The sequence below is a fragment of the Clostridium sp. B9 genome, assembly GCF_050509515.1.
GTDB lineage: Bacteria > Bacillota > Clostridia > Clostridiales > Clostridiaceae > Sarcina.
Genome location: NZ_JBNWKA010000003.1, coordinates 2,000,623 through 2,021,062 on the forward strand (window position 1 = coordinate 2,000,623; position 20,440 = coordinate 2,021,062).

The following is a 20,440-nucleotide window of genomic DNA, read 5'->3' on the forward strand; positions in this document are numbered from 1 at the left end:
ATTATTTAGTTGGATCTCCTGTTACTGATGGATTACCAGCATTACTCCAACCAATCCATCCATCACTATAAATTGATGTATTTTTAAGTCCCATCACATTTGCATAGTAATAAACTTCCGCAGCTCTCCAACCACTTCCACACATAAATGCAAGATGATTTTTTAAGTTTATTCCTTGGTCTTCCCACATTTTTTCTATTTCATATCCATTCCTCATAGTATTATCAACATTTCTATAATAATCTAGAGAAGTTGAACCATGTGTTCCAGCATATCCATATACAGCTCCTGGAATTCTACCTTTTTTATCATGGTAACTATATCCTGATTCTTTTCCTATGTATTCATCCCAAGAACGATTATCTACTAAAGTGAAATCTGACTTCTTAAGATCTTCTTTAAGTTCTGGAATAGTAGTTATTACACTTGGATCTCCTGGTATAGTTTCACCGAAACTTCCACCTGAAGTTTTAGGATTAACCTTAGTTTCTAATTCATATCCAGCACTTGTCCAAGCACTATCTCCACCATTTAGAACTCTTACATCCTTAACTCCCATGTATTTAAGCACACTTGCGACTCTATAAGCTGCCATTTGCTCTGCACCAGTTAGTATTATAGTATCATCTTTATTTATTCCATACTCTTCTGCAAATTTTGTTAACTTGTCTGGTGAAGCTAACATCCATTGAGGCGGATTTTCTGTTGGTGGTTCAATAGTATCTGTATTTATATGAACACTTGTAGGAACATGTCCTTTTCCATAACTTTGATTTTCATCTCCCCAACTTGCTTCAAACACTTTTATATCTTTAGCATTTTCAAAAGTTTCTGGCTTTTTACCATCTAATATCTCTTTAAGAACCTTAGCTGGAATTATCTCTTTATAATCTTCATATTTTTCTAATGGCAAACTCTCATCTTTAGCCCATTCTTTAATATCATATGAATATAAGTTCTTGTAGCCCTTTTCTTCTAAGTACTTTGCTACAACCTTTGAATCTTCTCCATTAGCATCATATAGAATAATATTCTTATCTGGAGTTATTCCCTTAGTCTTTAGAGCTTCTTCTAATTTAGCTTCCTTTTCTTTTTTATCCTTAACTTCAAAAGTTATCCAATTCGCTGAAAAATCCTCTGCATTTGGAATATGTCCGCCTCTTGCCTCATCGTATAATATCCATCCATTAAATGAATCACTTAAACGAGTATCAACAGCAACCCATGACTTATCTTTTAAGTCTTCTTGTACTTCTTTAGTCGTTAATGATTTAAGTGTTATATCATTAGTTTTAACACTTTTATCGCTGCTACAAGCTACAAAAGTAAATGTAGACATAGCTACTACTAAGCCTAAAGAAAATTTCTTTAATAAACTCATTATTATCCTCCTTAGTATTTGTTTTAATTTAAACTTTTAGTTCTTTTAAAAGCATATCAAATTTATATAAATTAGTAAACATTCTCTTATTTTTTTGTTAAAATTATATTTTTCACTCTCAAAACTTAAATTTATTTATTATTTAGTGATAATTTATGATATTTTTCTATTTTAAATACCATTTTTTTCTTTTATACATGTGTATTTTTGAGTAATTTATATATTATTTTGCATATTTAAAGGATAATAAAGATTTAAAGGTTACTTTATTTATGTCAATTAAAATCATTAGGAGTATTATAAAAATATAACTTTTATAAAGAGGTGATTTTAATGGAAATGAATAAAACTATAGCTAAATCCATCGCTGAACATCTTTCAGATAGAACATTTGATTTAGAGTTTTGGGATGGCGAAACACTTAAATATGGAGAAGGAAATCCAGAATTCAAATTAATAATAAAAAACTTTCCAAGCAAAAAAGATCTTATATCAGATCCTAGTGTTGCTTTAGGTGAAGCTTATATGAATGGGGATATTGATATAGAAGGAGATCTTCAAAAATTCTTTGAAAGCATACTTCGTAATAAAGATAGCTTTATGAATCAAAGTACTGTATTTAGACTTGCTTCAAAAATTAAAGCACCGTCACTATTAAAATCAAAAAAGGATATTGCTCATCATTATGATATTGGAAATGATTTTTATAGTCTTTGGTTAGATAAAACTATGAGTTATTCATGTGGATATTTTAAAGAAGAGTCTGATACTCTTTATGATGCCCAGATGAATAAAATACATTACATATTAAAAAAACTTAATCTAAAAGAAGGACAAAGACTTTTAGATATTGGTTGTGGCTGGGGCTATTTAATAATAGAAGCAGCTAAACTTTACAAAGTAAAAGCTTTAGGAATAACACTTAGCGAAGAACAATTTAAAAAGGCTAATGAAAGAATAAAAAATGAAGGATTAGAAGATTTAGTAAAGGTTGAACTTATGGATTATAGAAACCTTGAAAAATCAAACTTAGAGTTTGATAGAGTGGTAAGTGTAGGAATGGCTGAACATGTTGGCCACGCTAACCTTCCTCTATTCTTTAAAAATGTAGATTCCATTTTAAAAGAGAGTGGTCTTTTCTTACTTCATAATATAACTAATCTTGTTGAAACTGAAGGTAACAAATGGATTACTAAATATATTTTCCCTGGAGGATATTTACCAACATTAAGAGAAGAGCTTACAATTGCTGCTGATTTAAACTTCCATGTTATTGATGTTGAAAGCTTAAGACTTCACTATATGAGAACATTAGAAGAATGGGTTAAAAACTTTATGGATCATTTAGGTGAAGAACGCGAAATGTTTGATGAAAACTTCTTAAGAATGTGGCACCTATATTTAGCAACTTGTGCAGCTGCCTTCCACTATTGGGATATAGATGTTCATCAAACTCTATACTCAAAAGGAATAAACAACTCACTTCCTATGACAAGAAAATATTTATATGAAGATTAATAAATAACTTAATTACCTATAAAATCATAACATACATTTTCTTACTTAAGTTAAAACTAAAATGAATTTTAACTTAATAGGAGGTACTTATTATGAATAGTAAAAATAAATCTTCCCATGATCTTGCTAAGCAAATGATTATTGATGGGGAATCATTTGATAAAATAATGGAAGTAACAAATTTAAGACTTAAAGAGATTAAAAGAATTCAAAGAGAAGAAATAAGTCCTAAATTTTAATTTAAGTCTTGGTTTTAAGTGAGCATTGATTTTGCGATATATTTAGACCTATATAAAATCAATGCTGATTTAAAACAAATCTAACAAAAAAGATACATCAAAACATTCTGATGTATCTTTTTTGTTTATTTTAAAATATCAATTATCTTTTTAAAACTAAGACTACATTTTTTCAAACATTGCTTTTAATATAGACGTTGAATTCTTAACTCCTATTGGAATAAATTCTTCGTAATCCATATGTGCTCCATTATTAGCATTATCTGATATTGAACGTATTATTACAAATGGTATATTGTTTAAGTAAGCAACTTGTGCTATGGCTGCACTTTCCATCTCAACTGCCTTTGCGTTAAATTCTTTTTCAAGCCATTGTACTTTTCCACTATCGGCTATAAATTGATCACCAGAAACTATTCTGCCAACATAAGTATTTATATCTGGAACTGTCTTCGCAGCTTCTTTAGCTAAATTCAACAAATTTTCATCAGCCTTAAAATCATAAACAGCCATTCTCGGAACCTGTCCAACTTTATCTCCAAAAACTGTAGTATCCATATCATGTTGAACATATGTATCTCCTATTACTACATCTCCAGGATATATATCTTTTGATACTCCCCCAGCAACTCCTATGTTAATAATAGAATTAACTTTAAATTCACTTGCTAATATTTGAGTACATGATGCCGCATTTACCTTTCCAACTCCTGAAACAACTGCTACTACATGTTGTCCCCAAAGATCACCCTCATAAAAAGTTAAATCATTCTTTTTAACTTCTTTTTTATTTTTCATATCCTTAAGAAGAACTTCTAATTCTTCATTCATAGCACCTATTATTCCTATGGTATTTTTCTCTTCTGCCCTCGCCTCTTTTTTATTATCAATGCTACATCCAACAAAAGCTAAACTTGTAATAAGCACTGCTAATAAAATAGTTGTCATTTTCTTTAACATACTCTATTTTATCCCCCTCGAATTTTATATAACGAACTTTATTCCAAAAACAATATAAATATTTCGTTATTACACAGATAATTATACATACTTTTTATTTTTTCACAAGGGTTTCTATTTGCTTTTTAGCAAAGTATACAATTTATTAACATTTAACCCAAAAATAAAATTCAATTAAAACTATAAAAACAAAAAAGAACAATCAAAACTTGATTGTTCTTTTATACGAATTATATAATATTCTCTTCTTGTAGTAACTTATATAGTGTTGGACTTAAGTTAAACTCCTCAATAAGATTATTAACTTCCTTTAAAGCTTTCTCTTTCTTACCCTTCGAAACATTGCTCTTAGTTGCTCTTATTAATATGTTCTTTGGAGAATGAGCTATGTCTATAAACTCAAGAAGTTGTGTTTTATATCCTGCACACTCTAAAAGATTTGCTCTAACAGAATCTGTCATAAGAGCTGATATTCTCTCTTTTATTATTCCATAATTAGTTAATATAGAAAACTTTTCACTTTCTATTTGGCTATTAAATTCATGTTGGCAACATGGTACTGAGAATATCATTTTAGTATTCCATTTAATAGCATTATATAAAGCATAATCGGTTGCTGTATCACAAGCATGTAAAGTTATTACCATATCAACTTTATTATTATATTTAAATCCATTTATATCACCTAATTCAAAGCGAAGATTTTCATAATTGTACTTTTTAGCTATATCATTACATTTTTTAATTACATCAGCTTTTAAGTCTAGTCCAATCATATTAACCTTTATCTTCTTAATCTCAACAAAGTAGTAGTATAATATAAATGTTAAATATGACTTACCACATCCAAAGTCTAATATAGTAAGTTCTTCTTGATCTATTTTCTTTATCTCATCATCTATAATTTCTATAAATCTATTTATTTGCTTATATTTATCATATTTTGAATTTATAACTTTTCCTTCTTTAGTAAAAACACCCAAATCTATAAGAGGCTCTATAATCATACCCTCTTCTAATATGTAATTTTTCTTTCTATTATGTTCCTTCTTAACAATCTTTAAATTCTCATTATTTTTAATTCCTAAAAACACCTTTCCTTTTTTAGAAACTTTAAGATCAAAGGATTTATCCTTTGAAAAAGCATTTAACTGCTTATAATTTGAAGCAAATAATTCTAAAACTTTAGATTTTATTTCTGACTTTTCTATATTTTCATGAAAAACCTGCTTATCAGTGTACTTTTCTATTTGATAAAACTCTTTTTTATTTTTCTCCTTAAGTTCAAATACTATCTTCTTGTATTCAATATCTTTATTCATTTTATTGCTTATTACTAACTTTACTATTTCTTCATTAGTAATCTTATCAATTGACTTTATTAATTCTTCCATTAAATCACCTTACAAATTTTATATTAAGTTAAATTAATTTCTATAACTTAACTTGCTATATAATATAATACCTAAGATTTACTCATATATCAAATAAACTTATAATAACTCACTTAAAACAGAGCCTAACCGTAAAACTTTATTGTCCCCTAGAATATTTTTAGCAAAATCAAATAATCCTAAGTCCTCAGTAACCAATTGAAATTCTCCATTACATTTTGTGGCAAAAACAAGAAGTAAATCTATTTCTGTAAGTTTATTTCCTTGATAATAATATGATTTGCCTTTTATATTTTCAAAATTTATATCACTTAAAAATTCTTCAAATGAAAATTTATTGCTTTCATACATAAATGGAACTAGTTTCATAAATCTCTCAGACATTATCTCTGCTCCATTAAACCTTTTTCTCTCCTTTTTTGATAATTCCTCTAATACTTCTCTCAGAATTAAAATATCATTATCTTCTATAAAACTTTTAATCGCCCTATCTTGTTTCCAAAGACTTATGATTATATTAGTATCTAATATATATTTTCCCATTTTTAGTTATCACCAACTTATATATTTTTTTATTACAGACTGTATTTAAATTACCTTTATGACATTATAAAAATATTTTTACAATGCTATTTTCCCTTGGTACTTATTTAAATCCTAACCTTATTGTGAAATTGTCAAAAAGCTACTTTAAATCATATTATTATTAGTATAAAAATATAGGAGCTTTAATCATGATTCAGGAAAATTACTTAAGGCATATAAAAGTTAATCTTACAAATTGTAGTAAAGAAATATTATCTAACCATTCTTTATTTACACTATATCTATATGAAATGACTAAAGAATTAAATATAGGTAAAATAAAAAACTCTTTCTTTTTACCAAATTCAGATGGTCTAACCTTTATAATTAATTTAAAGAAATCCAAATTATCCATTAAAACTAAGGATAGTAATCAAGATGTAGAGATAGATTTTTTCACCAATCTATATAATGAAACCGCCTTTGTAGGCTTTAATTATATAAAAAAAATTTTAAAGGCTACAAAGTGCGAAATAACTGAATCTCTAAATCCAAACTTATCTATTTGTGAGTTTACCCCAAATCTAAATTTATATAGAAATGATTCTTCCTTAACGCCTCCATACAATATAAGTATCTTAGGAAGCAATGGTGGAGTTTCTAAATCATTTTTATCAATTTTAAATATTGCAATTAAGGACCCTGATGACCCAATATATAACTTTATAAAAGATGTAAATCTTCATTTAGTTGATTTAAATCAAAATCTTATATCATATTATAATAATAAATTTCCTAACTTAAAAGATAAAATTAATTTATATGAATTTGATGCCAATGATGCAACAAATCTTGAAAACCATCTTAAGAATACTAAAACTTCAATAGTTATAGATCTTTCTTATTCAGATACTATATCAACCTTAAAGTGTTGCAATAGTTTAGGAGTTAGATATATTAATACTGCTTTAGAAAGTACATCTGTAGATGAAAATGAAGATATCCAAGGCTTTCAATCTCAGGAAAGGTATGAAATTTTTCAAAGTCATAGGGATGAATTTAAAAATACAACAGCTATTATTTGCTCTGGAATGAATCCAGGAGTAGTTCAATGGATGGCCATAGAATTAATGAAAAGAAAAAATCATCTTCCTAATGGATGTTATATCATAGAAGAAGATACATCCTTTTTAGAGGATAAATCAAAGGTAAATAAAGATACAATCTATACTACTTGGTACCCTGAAGGCTTTTTAGATGAAGCTATAGATAGTTATCCAACCTTTATGAAAAATCACGAATCCATATTCCTCTATAATGAAATATATGAATTAGAATTTAAGGTTTCATTGGGAAATAAGATCTTTTATGGTTGTTTGATGCCCCATGAAGAAGCTATTACTCTTGGTAAAATGTATAACATGGAGACTGGATTTATATACAAGATTAATGATCATACAACAAAAATCATTAAAAATAATATAGATACTATAGACGAACTTTGGAATAAACCTACTGAAGTTTTAAATCCCGAAAAAGATTCTTTAATAGGTGATGATTTAGTTGGTGTTCTTTTAAGTTATGATGATTTTGAAATATATATGTATAATTCTTTAAACAATAAAAAAACTTATGAAAAATATAAGACTAATGCAACATATATTCAAGTAGCATCCGGTGTATATGGCGCATTATGCGTTTTAACTTTAGATAATATACCTAAAGGAATATACTTTATTGATGAGCTTTTGTCTTCAACAAAAAACAACTATGGTGAATATATAAAACATCATATAGGTGATATTATAATTGGTGAAAACAAATTTTCAGATGGAACTTTATTGGATAGAATGAGACATAATTAAGATTTAATAGTATTTTAAATTTAAGATATGCATTTCTGTAAAAACATCTTATTTATATTCTCTTCAAAAGCTTTAATTATATACAAAAATATCTCTACAAGTGAATACTTTTCCTGTAGAGATATTTTTGACTTTAATATATTTATTTTGCATCAAGTCTATTTTTTACAACCCATTTATCTAATTCTTCCTCACTTGAAGCCTCTATTATTTCATCAATTATCTTTCCACTTTTAACATAATACATTGATGGAGTTGAATTAAAGTCTGGAAAGACTTTATTTATTTTATTTCTATTACGTTGAATTTCCTCTTCTGATGTACCTTCATTGTCTAGATTAACTTCATATATGGTTATTTTATGATCTTCTAGATATGATACAAGTATATCTTCTAAAATCAAACAATCCCTGCATGTAGGTCTCCCTAAAAGAATTATTGCTTCTTCATCCGTAGCCATAGCAAGAGCTTCATCTAAGCTTACAATAATTTTTTCTCCGCTGGATGTATCTCTTTCATATTCCTTGTTTCCACATCCAATAAAAGTAAATGTTAATAATACAACTAATAATAAATTTAATATCCTTCTCATTTAATCCCTCTCCTCGTCAATGTATATCAGTATGTAGTAAGGAGCAAGGCAAAATCCTCACTCCTCTTAATTATATTATTTAATGATTTTATTATCTTGCAGTTCTAAGAGTTATTGATTCCTTGCTTGAAACTTGTCCATCAGAGTATTTAGCAGCAATCTTGAAGTTGTAGATTGTGTGTCTATTTAGTCCTTTGAACATATAAGAAGTTTCATTAGCTGGAACCTCTCCTACTTTCTTTCCATCTCTGTAAAGAACATAGCTTTCTAATCCAACTGTAGTTTCTGGCGCTTCCCAAGTTACACTTACAGTTTTCTTATTAACCTCAGCCTCCTTGAAGTTTCTAACTGGATTAACTATGATTTCTTCTGAATCTTCTGTTACAGTTACAGTAGCAGTAGCTGTCTCACCATTTGGTATTGTAGCTGTAATAGTAGCAGCTCCAGCACCTGTAGCAGTAACTAATCCATTAGCATCAACTGTAACTATAGAATCATCACTTGAAGCCCAAGTTATCTCATCAGTACTTTCAACTGGGTTTAATACAGCAACTAATTGCTCAGTTCCGCCCACTTTAAGAGCTAACTCAGTTTTCTCTAATGTGATTGACTCAGCACTTATAGAATCTTTAGTTCCATATAATACAAGCTCAGCAGCACTTGCATACTTGTTGTTTGTATCTCCTAAAGTTTCAAGAGCTGTAAATCTTACATACTTAGCTTTAACAGAATTAAATCTTATTGGATTATATCCAGTATCAGCTAAAGCAGTTCCAGCTTTATTTACTTCTAAAGCACCAGTTCTAGCTTCTGTCCAATTCTCATTATCTAAGCTTGTTTCAACCATATACTTAGTAATATGACCGTTTCTACTATTTTGTCTTGGTAAATAATCTATTTGATTAAGAGTATGAGCTTCATCTAACTCGATAGTTATAGATACAGGCAATTTATCAGCAGCTTGGTAACCTGAATGCCATATAGTATTTTCATCTCCATCTACTGCATTTTCCATATAATCCTGATCTGCTTCACTTGTAGCATCTATAGCAGTTAACTTATTGAAGTCTAACTTTTGTTCTTCAATAGTTCCACGCTCTTCTAAAGCATTAATTTTATTTCTTAAATCTACAATAGCATCACTTACTTCTTTCTCATCATTGCTATTACTTAAAACTTCTTCTGCAGCAATTATTGATAATCTTAATGCATCATAAGTTTCTGGTGTATAGATTTCGCTTAAAGTTTCATGTGATTTAGCTTCATCTATCATGTTAGCTAATAATGTCTTATCTATTCCATCAGAAACAACTACTTCATGAGAAACAGTGTGTTTTCCATCAGCTGTAGTAGCTATAAGAGTAGCAACACCTGATTTTAATCCACGAACATAGTAAGTTACTTCAGCTGCTCTATCAACACGTAATACTTCTAGAACTTCTGGATTATCTGATACTAATCTGTAGTTTAAGTTATTTGCATTATCAGGAGTAACCTGTGCAAATATTGGTGTTATTTTATTTAGATATACTGACTTTGGAGTACCTTCTACAAAGCTTATTCCATTAGCCTCTACACCAGCTTTTTCATAGAACTCAATCTCATTTATTGCTAATGTATGCATATCTTTATGAGATTCTAAAGCAGTAATTACAATCTTATCAAACTCTTGTCCATCTAATTCATAAACAGTAGTAGCAGTTCTAATATCTGCTTTTTCGCCTAAATCAACTTCTTGTCCATTTAAGTATCCAACAGCTTTAACTTTCTTCATTGCAGCTGAATTTATACTTCCATCACTATTTGTTCTATTGTAAATAGTAAAGTTATCCAATTTCTTCGGCTCATCAAATTCAAATATCATTTCGAAAGGAAGCGTTCCTTTATCCTCTTGATCTGGAGTAAATACCCACTTAAGATCCATTCGTGAACCATCATCACTGCTTGTAGTTCCATCTATTAACTTATCTAATCCCATATTAGCTTGTAATTGACTTGAATCGCCATCAACTGTAATGTGTTCTTTTTCAATCTTACTAGTTTCTGGTCTACCTGAAGGCAATTCTGTTTCAGGATCAACTATCTCTGCTATAGCAGTCTTAGAATTTAATTTACTATCAACTAATAATGCATGAGTAGCTTCTATATCCCAAGTTAAATTTTGTTTAGCCTTTAATTCTACTCTTGCTATTGTATCTGTTCCACTTACTCTTACATTGTCTCCAACGTTAGTAAATGTTACATAAACATCTTGAGTACCATCTGTATGAACTCTATTTTTAGAAAGATTTCTCATTCCAGCTGTAGGAACAGTTCCTTGTGTCTTAATGTATTCATACTTAGAAGCATCTAAAGGAAGTTCAACACTGAATGCATTAATATCTGAAAGCCCAGTTCCAACTACATCTATTGTAAATGTTTCTCCAGCCTTAATATCAGTCTTGCTAGGTACTAGCATGATTTCTCCTTCTAATTCCTTACCTTCTGACGGCTTAATTCCACCCTCTAATTGGCTAGCAACATAAGAAATATCATATGCATCTATAACACCATTAGCATTTAAGTCTGCTGAAGATACATATCCCCAGTCTGAGTCTACGGTTGTTAACCCAGTATAGTTTTCAAGGAACACTAAATCTCCTTCTTCTATACTTCCACTGTTGTTCCAGTCTCCAACAACTTGTCCATTAGTCCCATCAACTTTATATGGTCTAAATTCTCTCATTGTTAAGAAATTTCCAATTGACTCCTTAGTTACAATTTTGAAGTAACGAGCTTTTATTGGCTCATTAAATTCTATAGTTTTAACTTCTCCATCAGTTTCCCATTTTGGAATATCTGAACCTTGAGCATTACTAAATACCTTCTCATAGTTAACTCCATCTAAGCTACTATATATCTCTGCTCTTCTAACAGAACCATTACCATTTTTTCTAAATAACAATTCTAATTTTTCTATTTCATAAGCTTTTTGCATATCAATTATAAACGGCTTATCAATAGCACTTCCAGCTGAATGGAACTGTGATGCATCATCTCCATCTAAAGCTTTGAATGGTTCATCACTGCTGTATTGTCCCCACTTCCAATCTGCCTTCATATCTTTAGGAACATTTCTATATGGATCTAAATCTGTTCTAACTGTTATTAATTCACTCCACTCTGAATGTCCATCTTGATTTACACTACGTACACGATAGTTATAATCAGTATCATAATGTAGCTCTGTATCAAGGTATTCATTAGTCTTGATATTTTTAAATACAACACCATCTACTTCTACATCATAAGTTGTAGCACCTTCTACAGCATCCCAAGTTAGCTTAATTGACTCAGGAGTAATTCCTTCTTCATCAGCTCCAAAATTACTTGGAGTACTTAAGTTTGCATTAACTTCATTCTTATCTATAGGTTGAACATTTTCAAAACCTTCAACTGTTAATTTAACTTCATTTTCTTTCACATTTGTCTTATCAACTTTTACGTATACCTTAGGAGTAGTAGTAATCTCTACATCTGCAAAGTCTGAACCTTCAGTAGCATACTTATTTAAGTTTGGAGATTCATCATAGAAGTACATGTTAGTTCCATTTTCAAACTCTTCTAGTGTTGTAGCTTCAGTTAATGTAACATCTCCTCCACCTACAGTAACATTAAGGCTTGTTGGTTTCTTACTAACATTTACTATAAATTCTGTTGATCTTTCAACAGTTATTCCATTATAATCACCTTCTAATAATCCAGCAGTTATAACAGCAGTGCCCTCTCCAGTTTTAGGAGCACTTGAAGTAACCATAGTTCTAGCTGATTTTCCTTCTTTATAAGAAGTTGTTAATCCATCATCTTCATAAACCTCAAAGTTTGTATCCCCGCTTGGATATACTTCATAAATTCTATGAGAATCATCTACTTCTTCTGGATTATTATTTTCACTAGTCATTGGAATTATAGCTCCATTCTTAACAAAAACAGGAACCTTCCATAATGGTGCATCAAAGTTATTTAATACTCCGCCACCTCTATATTGTGTACCACTAAAGTAATCTATCCATATTTGATCTTCATCAGGAAGATAAATATCATTTCTTATATCATTTCCAACTTCATCAGCAGCTGTATTTTGATAAATTGGAGCTACTAACATATTTGGTCCCCACATATATTGATACTCAGTAGCTGTTCCATAAGTATACGCTTCTGGATATTCAAGCATCATAGCTCTAATCATTGGAACCCCATCTTCAGTAGCCTCATTAGCTATACTGTAGTTATATGGCATCATTTCGCCTTTAAGCTTTAGATACATTCTGTTTATTGAAGTATATGGTTCTCCGAATACATAAGGATTCTTAGCATTTGATCCCCATCCATCCATGTCTATTTGAACTGGAGTAAATGTCTTCCATTGGAAATCTCTTGCTTGTACTAAAGCACTTCCTCCAAAAATACCATCCATATCAGAACCAACATTAGGTTGTCCAGAAAGACCTGATCCTATATACGTTGGAATATGGAATCTAATATACTCCCACTCTCCCCCATATTGGTCTCCAGACCAAATACTTGCATATCTTTGAGTTCCAGCCCAACCATCTAAACTAACTATAAATGGTCTTGCGTTATCCTTAGAGTTATTTACTATACCTTCAGCAGCCTGTCTTACTGAGTTAAGAGCAAATGAATATCCAGGACCAACCCATGCAACATCAGTTTTAACTCCATTTGTACCAGCTACTCCAACCTCTTTATCTATATCTCTTTCAAGGTATGCAGCTTGGTTTCCAGTTGGCTTTAACTGACTTTGTGTCCAAAGACCAGTTTGAATACCAAATCCTCTTGAATAATCAACGAATTCTTTTAGATTGTCTATATTTCCATCTATAGTCTCTTCACGACCATATCCACATCCATAACCATCATTTGGCAAGAACCATCCAAGTGGAGTATCATTTTTAACATGATCATCAACAATTTTTTTAGCATCTACCATTAATGTTTCTTGTCTATCAAATCCAGGTTTTGGTGTTTGTGACTCTTGTCCTGTTTCATCATTTATCCAGTCACGAGAATAACAGTTTGCATGTCCTAAATAGAATCCATACTCAGGTAATAATACAGGCTCTCCTGTTAATTCTGTAAATTTATCTATAATATTTGTTGGTTTTTCATCAACAAAATAATAAGCATCAAATCTTCTCTCATTATGAGTTGTTGTAACTTTTCCAGACTCAGTTGACTCAAAATCATATACTCCTGGTTGGAAAGTGTGTCTCATAACTCCATATCCATTAGTTGAGAAATAGAATGGATTTGGACTTGCAACTCCTCCATCTACCCAGTTATTTTCATTTTTAATATTTATTTTCTTACCTTTATGTGAGAAACGTCCATTTTGCATTCCTCCACCATAGTAGTATTCATCTTTATTTGACTCTAAAGTCTGAACAGTTTCTCTTCCCTTATATTTTAGAGGTTCCGCTTCTTTCCAAAGAGTTTTATTGCTGGCCTTACTGAAAAGTTCCATTTTCCCTGTAGCTTTTTCTATTCTTAATTCAACAAGACTAGTACCAATTTTTATAACCTCTCCATCTTCTACACTTGGAGTTGGATTTGCATACTCTTCTTCAGCCTTGTCAATTATTTTAGTTGTGTGATCTTTTCCATTTGTATCTGGCTCCTCTTGGAATTCTCCTGTTGGATCCATATAAACTCTTAAAACATCATCAGTTAAAAATGAAACTTTTAATTTTTCACCTGTTGTTAAGCTTAGAATTACATCGTTTTCATTTTGAGTAAAACTTTCTACTCCACCAATTTGATAGTAATCAGTCTCTTTTGGTGTTTCTTCTTCTACACCTTCCTTTTTAACATTATGATTTATGCTTTCACCTTCTATTGGATACGCATAAATCGATGTTGTAGGTAGCATAAGATTTGAAGCAAAGACAGTACCTAATGCTAAGACACTTAGCTTTTTGATTATCATCTTTCTTTTCATTGTTCTCCCCCCGTTTCCCATATTCATTTTTTAAGAATCAAATCCTTTTACAAATTTATAATAATACAGCTATAGACTCTATTGATAATTTAATTTCTAGTGTTTTTTCTAAGTGCTATTAATATAAATTTATAATCAACTTTAGATTATCATCTTGTCACTACATCATTATTCTATATAAAAAATATTTTTATGTCAATTTATTCCTTTAATGTTTTTATTTTGAAATAAATCTATTGAAAGTTATTTTTCATTATTTTTTAATAATAATATATTTTCTCCAAAAATTATTATTAAAAAATATATATTTTATATTTTTTTTGATAATCAAAATAAAAAAAGTAGTATTTTTCTATTTTAAATTTCAAAAAATACTACTAAAAAAAACAAATATGAACTTAATATTAATTAAACAAAAAATTTATTGTCATTTTCCCATTAGAGGTTTTTCCAATTTCACAATCAACACCAAAAATTGATTTTATATTCTTAGGTATTAAAACCTCACTTTTTTCTCCATAAAAAACAATTCTTTTATCCTTCATCATATAAACCTTATTACAATATGAAGCAACCAGATTCATATCATGTAGTGCTGCTAAAACCGTTATATTTAAGTCCTTAACAATATTCATTATTTCAATTTGATATTTTATATCTAGATGATTTGTAGGCTCATCTAAAATTAAAATATCTGTCTTTTGTGCCAATGCTCTTGCTAAAATAACTCTTTGTTTTTCTCCCCCTGATAAACTTAAAAAATCTCTATCCTTATCTGAATACATATTGACCTTTTTCAAAGCTTCTTTAACTATTACAAAGTCTTCTTTATTATCTAACTGAAAAGATTTTTTATAAGGATTTCTTCCCATAATTACTATATCCTTAACTTTAAAATTAAAATTGTAATCATTAAACTGACTTACAACTGCTAATTCTCTAGCCATAGATTTTATACTTATTTTTTCACTATCCTCACCTTTTATATAAATCTTTCCACTATCTTGCTTTAATACCTTATATATTGTCTTTAACAAAGTAGATTTACCACTTCCATTAGGTCCTATAACCCCTACAAAGTCACCTTTTTCAATATTAAAAGAAATATCTTCTATAATTTTATTTTTACTTAATGATACATTTAATTCTTCAACTTTTATCATTTTAGCTTCCCTTTCTTAATCAATTATTTCCTTTAACCATAAGCCATAACAAAAATGGTGCTCCAGCTATTGCTGTTATTATACCTATAGGTAACTCCATGTTTTGAATAGCACATCTAGCTAAAACATCTGTCCAAATAAGAAATATTGCTCCTAGTAAAGCGCTAAAAGGTAATAAAAGTTTATGATCTGTTCCAAATAACAGCCTTACTATATGAGGTATCATAATTCCAACAAATCCAATAGTTCCACAAACTGAAACTATTACTCCTGTTACTAAAGAGGATAAAATCATATATATTTTTCTATGCTTTTCTATATTTAACCCTAAAGTTATAGATGTTTCATCACCTAAAACCATAAGATTTAAGTTTCTACATTGAGTAAAAAAATAGATAATCGGAATTATTGAAACTAATATTGGTAAAACAATATTACTCCAATCTGCTCCAGCTAAACTTCCCATCATCCAAAAGTTCACAGTTCTTATCCCTTCATTATCTTTAGATAGAAATATTATAAGACTTGTCAATGAAGAGCAAATAGAACTTATAATCATTCCAGCTAATATCATTTTAAATGGAGTAATTCTTCCCCCTATTTTCGCTAAGAAATAAACTAAAATCGCGGCTACTAAAGCTCCTAAAAAAGCTCCAAATCCTACTCCAAAGTTTGATAGTATTCCAGTGAACCCTATAAGAATTGAAAATGTTGCTCCTAAGGATGCTCCTGAAGAAAGCCCGAGTATATATGGATCTCCCAATGGATTTTGTATTGTAGCCTGCATAATAACACCAACTACAGCTAAGCTCATTCCAGTAAAAGCTCCTAATAAAACTCTTGGCATCCTTACTTCCCAAATAATATCAAAAACTGTACTATTCAATACATGTCCAATATTTCCAATCTTAATACCAAATAGTTTATATAAAAAAACACTATAAACATCAGAAGGTGGAATATCTACTGCGCCAAATGATATTCCTAAAATAATAGACAAAATAAAAAGAAAAAATAAAAAGAATCCAATTATGATTGTCTTATTCTTTTCTTTTTTTAGATTTAATAAACTCATCAAATTCTCCTTTGTTATTTTATCAAATTAGGATATAATCCCTTAGCTATTCTTTCTATTCCATCTACTGTTCTAACCCCTCCAGCATAAGTCTCTGCAAGTGGTGTATATATTATTTTATTTTCTTTTATAGCTGTAACATTTCTCAATGCCGGATTCTCTAGCAATGAATTTTCTTCCTTATTATCTTTATTCTGCATTAAATAGTGTATAAGAACTATAGCATCAGGATTCATTTCTATTATGTTTTCAATTCCTACACTTCCAGAATCCTTTGCAATATTAACTCCACCTGCTTTTAATACCATATCTGAAACTAGAGATTTAGGTCCATACACTCTGTATTTATTTTCTCCTTCTCCTTCTAATATTAAAACTTTCATAGGTTCTTTTACTTCTTTAGTTTGTTCTGTTATTTTATCTATTCTATCTTCTATATTATCTACATATTTATCAGCTTTATCTTCTATATTAAATATAGTTCCAATATCTTCAATATCTTCATAAACATCTTCTAAAGTTTGCTCTTTTGCAATCCCAGAATTTCTTTGAATAAAGGTATTTACACCCTTTTCATTCCAAGCTTCTACAGAGCCTAAGTTTTTATCAGAAAATACACTTTTCCATCCTATTATCAAATCAGGATTTAAGGCTAAAACTGATTCTTTGCTAGGATATGTTTCTGAAAGAACATTCATTTTCTTATACTTATCCTCTAATCTAGGTAATATAGGACTGTCCATAAAAGCAGTTCCAACTAAATAATCCTGTAAGTCTAAATCAAGCATTATTTCCGTTGTAGTTTGATTTGTACTAACAACTCTCTTAGGCTTTTCTTTAAATGTCTCCTTAAACTCTTTTCCATTTTGATCATATGTATTTATAGTAACTGGATATCCATTTTCAGTAGCTTTAAAAGTTTCAACTGAAGTATTTTCAATACTTTTCCCACATCCCCCTAAAGCCAAAGTAACAAATAATCCCAATGTAGCCAAACCTAAAATTCTTTTCTTTTTCATATCTTTCTTCCCCTTACTTATTTAAAACTCTTTTCGTATAGTTTATTGTTTCATCTATACTCGAAAAACTTTTTCCATACTTAACCTTAGGTTTTTCAAGTATTACTAATTTTATATTGCTATCTAATGCAGCTTTAGCTTTTTCTAAAGCTCCCCCTCTTATTCCACTATCCTTCGTTAAAAGAGCCTTTGCATTATATTCCTTTATAAATGCTTTATTTAATTCATATCCAATTGGACCTTTTATAGCAATAATATCCTCAACCCTTACTCCAAGCTCAAATATATCATTCATCACTTTTATAGAAGGTAATACCCTATGAATCACTCTATTTTTTAAATTTAAATTTAAAATGGTTTTTATTCCATTGCTTCCTGTTGTATTAAGTAAAGTTCCATTTATATCTGAATCAATATTTTTAAGTTCTTGTAAAGAACTTATTCTTATTATATTTTCATCTTCAAGTTTTGTTAAAACACCAGAACGCTCATACCTTATGTATTCAATCTTTAACTCTTTACAAGCTTTTAGAGCATTTTCACTAACATTTTTAGCATATGGATGCGAAGCATCTACTAAAACTTTTAAGTTAAATCTTTTTATAAACTCTTTAAGTTCTTTTTCATCTAAAGGTTTTGTATTAACATGTGCAACATCAAATTCACTTAATAACTCTCCACCATATTCTGTAGCCGTTGAAACAACTATTCTCTCTTGAAAATCTTTAAGACCTCTTAAAAAGTCCTTTCCTTCTGAAGTTCCAAGTATAAATCCTATCATTTTATCATCATCCTAAATTAAGATTTTGTTTTTAGGCTCTATTTTAAGTAAGTATTGATTTCTAGCCCTCTCCTCATATCTAACTTAATCGCACAAAGAGTTTCTATTATCTAGAAATCAACACTAGTTTAAAACAGAGCCTAATAATTAAACAACTTATACAACTATAAATATCAATTTAAACCAAATAAATAATTAATTATTTATTTTATATCCTCTAGGAGTTATGAAATATCCATCCTTAATATAACTCTTTGAATTACCTATGATTACTATAGAGAACATGTCTACATTTTCATCAGTAAAATTCTTAAGAGTAAATATTTCCTTGCTTTCATCCTCTCTTAAAGCATTTCTGACTACTGCAATAGGAGTATCTTCCTTTCTAAACTCTCTTATTATTTCTATGCATTCTTTTAAATAATGAGGTCTTCCTTTGCTCTTTGGATTGTATAAAGATATTACAAAATCTCCCTCTGCAGCTAATTTAACTCTATTTTTTATTTCATCGTAAGGAGTCATTAAGTCGCTTAAACTTATATTACAATTATCATGCATTAGAGGAGCACCTAAGACTGATCCAGCAGCGCTTGATGCTGTTATACCAGGTATTATCTCTACATTTTCATCTTTTCTCATTTCTAAAATAAGCCCAGCCATTCCATAAATCCCTGAATCTCCAGTACTTATAAGAGCTACCTTCTTATCTCTACTTAGAGATAAAGCTTCCTTACATCTTTCCTCTTCTCCACGCATTCCTGTCTTAAACACTTCTTTTTCTGCGATTAATTCTTTAACCATTTCTATATATTTTGTATATCCAACTATTACATCACATTCTTCTATAGCTTTCACAGCTCTTAAAGTCATTTCATCTAGTCCTCCAGGACCTATTCCAATTACGTATAACTTTCCCACTTAAATGCCTCCTAATTTTTTAAAATTTTTCTCTCCAATAGTTAATGTCATTCCATTTTTCTTTATCTTATTGATTATTATATTTCCATCCATTAATAGGACTACTGGCTCTGAAACAGCTCTTACTCCAATAGATTTTTCAACAAAATCACTACCCTCAAAATTATCTTGAACCTTCTTTATTTCATCTTTTGAGAAAGTTTCAAAAGGACAATCTAAAGACTTGCTTAAATCTAAAATAGCTTTTTCATCCTTCTTTATATCTATTGATCCTATTATTAAAACAGCTTTTTCATCAATATCTAATTTTTCTAAGGATTCTTTAACAAAGTCTCTCAAATCTTTAGAGTCAGTATTTTTTCTACATCCTATTCCTAAGATAATATCTTTTCTTATTAATCTTAAAATATTGTCTGAAGTTAAATTTAATTTTTTATTTGTTACCCATAGGGTATTCTCTTTAACTTCTTCTGTATTTTCATATCCTAAAGGAGTTTTTAAAATTTTCCTATCATCTTTAAAATAAACTTTTTTATTATTTACTAGCCTTGATGCCATCTCTTTAGCCTTACTAAGATCATCTATTATGAGTCCATTGTTTTTAGCTACCATATCTGGAGCTAATTTATTTTGGTTATCTGTAGCTGTAGTTATTACAGGCGTATTATTTAATAAACTGCTTATTTCTAAAGTTAACTCATTAGCTCCTCCTAAATGTCCACCAACTAAACTAATAGTAAAATTATTATTCACATCAACTACTACAACCCCTGGATCTTTATCTTTCTTTACTATAAGACTTGCAATTCCTCTTATAGCAATTCCTGTTGAACTTATGAAAATAATATTTTTACAAAGTTTAAAAGATTTTTCACTTACTATTTTTAAAGAAAAATCATCCCTCTCACTTTTATAAAACTTAATTACTGACTCATTCTTATTTTCAAAGTACTCTAAGAGCTTATTTCCAATAGTGTCTCCTCTTTCAGTAACACTTATTATTCCAATCATA

The 20,440-nt window shown here is 29.5% G+C and carries 15 protein-coding genes; 3 read left to right on the forward strand and 12 right to left on the reverse strand.

Annotated features, from left to right (window positions below; genetic code table 11):
• Window position 1: 1 nt before the first annotated feature.
• Window positions 2-1,381: a sulfurtransferase gene (locus tag ACQZHJ_RS09065; RefSeq protein WP_430485232.1), complete on the reverse strand. Its 1,380-nt coding sequence runs from the start codon at window positions 1,379-1,381 to the stop codon at window positions 2-4.
• Window positions 1,382-1,714: 333 nt separating this feature from the next.
• On the opposite strand from ACQZHJ_RS09065, the gene ACQZHJ_RS09070 reads away from it, so the two are divergent.
• Window positions 1,715-2,899, forward strand: coding sequence for a class I SAM-dependent methyltransferase (locus ACQZHJ_RS09070; RefSeq protein WP_430485233.1), 1,185 nt, complete (start codon window positions 1,715-1,717; stop codon window positions 2,897-2,899).
• A gap of 92 nt (window positions 2,900-2,991) precedes the next feature.
• Entirely contained in the window at window positions 2,992-3,138 is a 147-nt protein-coding gene (locus ACQZHJ_RS09075) for a hypothetical protein (RefSeq protein WP_430485234.1), read from the forward strand.
• 162 nt (window positions 3,139-3,300) lie between these two features.
• Here the strand turns inward: ACQZHJ_RS09075 and ACQZHJ_RS09080 are convergent, their stop codons facing one another.
• The 3 genes from ACQZHJ_RS09080 to ACQZHJ_RS09090 form a co-directional block, all read right to left on the reverse strand.
• Window positions 3,301-4,098 carry a 5'-methylthioadenosine/adenosylhomocysteine nucleosidase gene (locus ACQZHJ_RS09080; protein ID WP_430485235.1) on the reverse strand — a complete coding sequence of 266 codons (798 nt, stop codon included), beginning with the start codon at window positions 4,096-4,098 and terminating at the stop codon, window positions 3,301-3,303.
• Window positions 4,099-4,328: 230 nt separating this feature from the next.
• Window positions 4,329-5,492 carry a class I SAM-dependent methyltransferase gene (locus ACQZHJ_RS09085; protein WP_430485236.1) on the reverse strand — a complete coding sequence of 388 codons (1,164 nt, stop codon included), beginning with the start codon at window positions 5,490-5,492 and terminating at the stop codon, window positions 4,329-4,331.
• Between the two features lie 99 nt (window positions 5,493-5,591).
• Window positions 5,592-6,035 (reverse strand): PIN domain-containing protein, encoded by a 444-nt coding sequence (locus ACQZHJ_RS09090; protein WP_430485237.1) that lies wholly within the window; start codon window positions 6,033-6,035, stop codon window positions 5,592-5,594.
• A 191-nt stretch (window positions 6,036-6,226) separates the two neighbouring features.
• On the opposite strand from ACQZHJ_RS09090, the gene ACQZHJ_RS09095 reads away from it, so the two are divergent.
• Window positions 6,227-7,882: an S-adenosylmethionine decarboxylase gene (locus ACQZHJ_RS09095; RefSeq protein ID WP_430485238.1), complete on the forward strand. Its 1,656-nt coding sequence runs from the start codon at window positions 6,227-6,229 to the stop codon at window positions 7,880-7,882.
• Between the two features lie 142 nt (window positions 7,883-8,024).
• Here the strand turns inward: ACQZHJ_RS09095 and ACQZHJ_RS09100 are convergent, their stop codons facing one another.
• The 8 genes from ACQZHJ_RS09100 to cbiG all read right to left on the reverse strand — a co-directional run bounded on the left by ACQZHJ_RS09100 (window position 8,025) and on the right by cbiG (window position 20,439).
• Window positions 8,025-8,474: a thioredoxin family protein gene (locus tag ACQZHJ_RS09100; RefSeq protein ID WP_430485239.1), complete on the reverse strand. Its 450-nt coding sequence runs from the start codon at window positions 8,472-8,474 to the stop codon at window positions 8,025-8,027.
• 91 nt (window positions 8,475-8,565) lie between these two features.
• Entirely contained in the window at window positions 8,566-14,472 is a 5,907-nt protein-coding gene (locus ACQZHJ_RS09105; protein WP_430485240.1) for a discoidin domain-containing protein, read from the reverse strand.
• 404 nt (window positions 14,473-14,876) lie between these two features.
• Window positions 14,877-15,635 (reverse strand): ABC transporter ATP-binding protein, encoded by a 759-nt coding sequence (locus ACQZHJ_RS09110; RefSeq protein ID WP_430485241.1) that lies wholly within the window; start codon window positions 15,633-15,635, stop codon window positions 14,877-14,879.
• 19 nt (window positions 15,636-15,654) lie between these two features.
• The gene (locus tag ACQZHJ_RS09115; protein ID WP_430485242.1) at window positions 15,655-16,710 is read right to left on the reverse strand and encodes a FecCD family ABC transporter permease; all 1,056 of its coding nucleotides are present in this window, start codon (window positions 16,708-16,710) and stop codon (window positions 15,655-15,657) included.
• Window positions 16,711-16,724: 14 nt separating this feature from the next.
• Window positions 16,725-17,729, reverse strand: coding sequence for an ABC transporter substrate-binding protein (locus ACQZHJ_RS09120; protein ID WP_430485243.1), 1,005 nt, complete (start codon window positions 17,727-17,729; stop codon window positions 16,725-16,727).
• Between the two features lie 13 nt (window positions 17,730-17,742).
• Window positions 17,743-18,510 carry a cobalt-precorrin-6A reductase gene (locus ACQZHJ_RS09125; RefSeq protein ID WP_430485244.1) on the reverse strand — a complete coding sequence of 256 codons (768 nt, stop codon included), beginning with the start codon at window positions 18,508-18,510 and terminating at the stop codon, window positions 17,743-17,745.
• A 195-nt stretch (window positions 18,511-18,705) separates the two neighbouring features.
• On the reverse strand, window positions 18,706-19,428 hold the full coding sequence (gene cobJ / locus ACQZHJ_RS09130; RefSeq protein ID WP_430485245.1) for a precorrin-3B C(17)-methyltransferase: 723 nt from the start codon (window positions 19,426-19,428) through the stop codon (window positions 18,706-18,708).
• Entirely contained in the window at window positions 19,429-20,439 is a 1,011-nt protein-coding gene (gene cbiG / locus ACQZHJ_RS09135; RefSeq protein ID WP_430485246.1) for a cobalt-precorrin 5A hydrolase, read from the reverse strand.
• Window position 20,440: the final 1 nt, after the last annotated feature.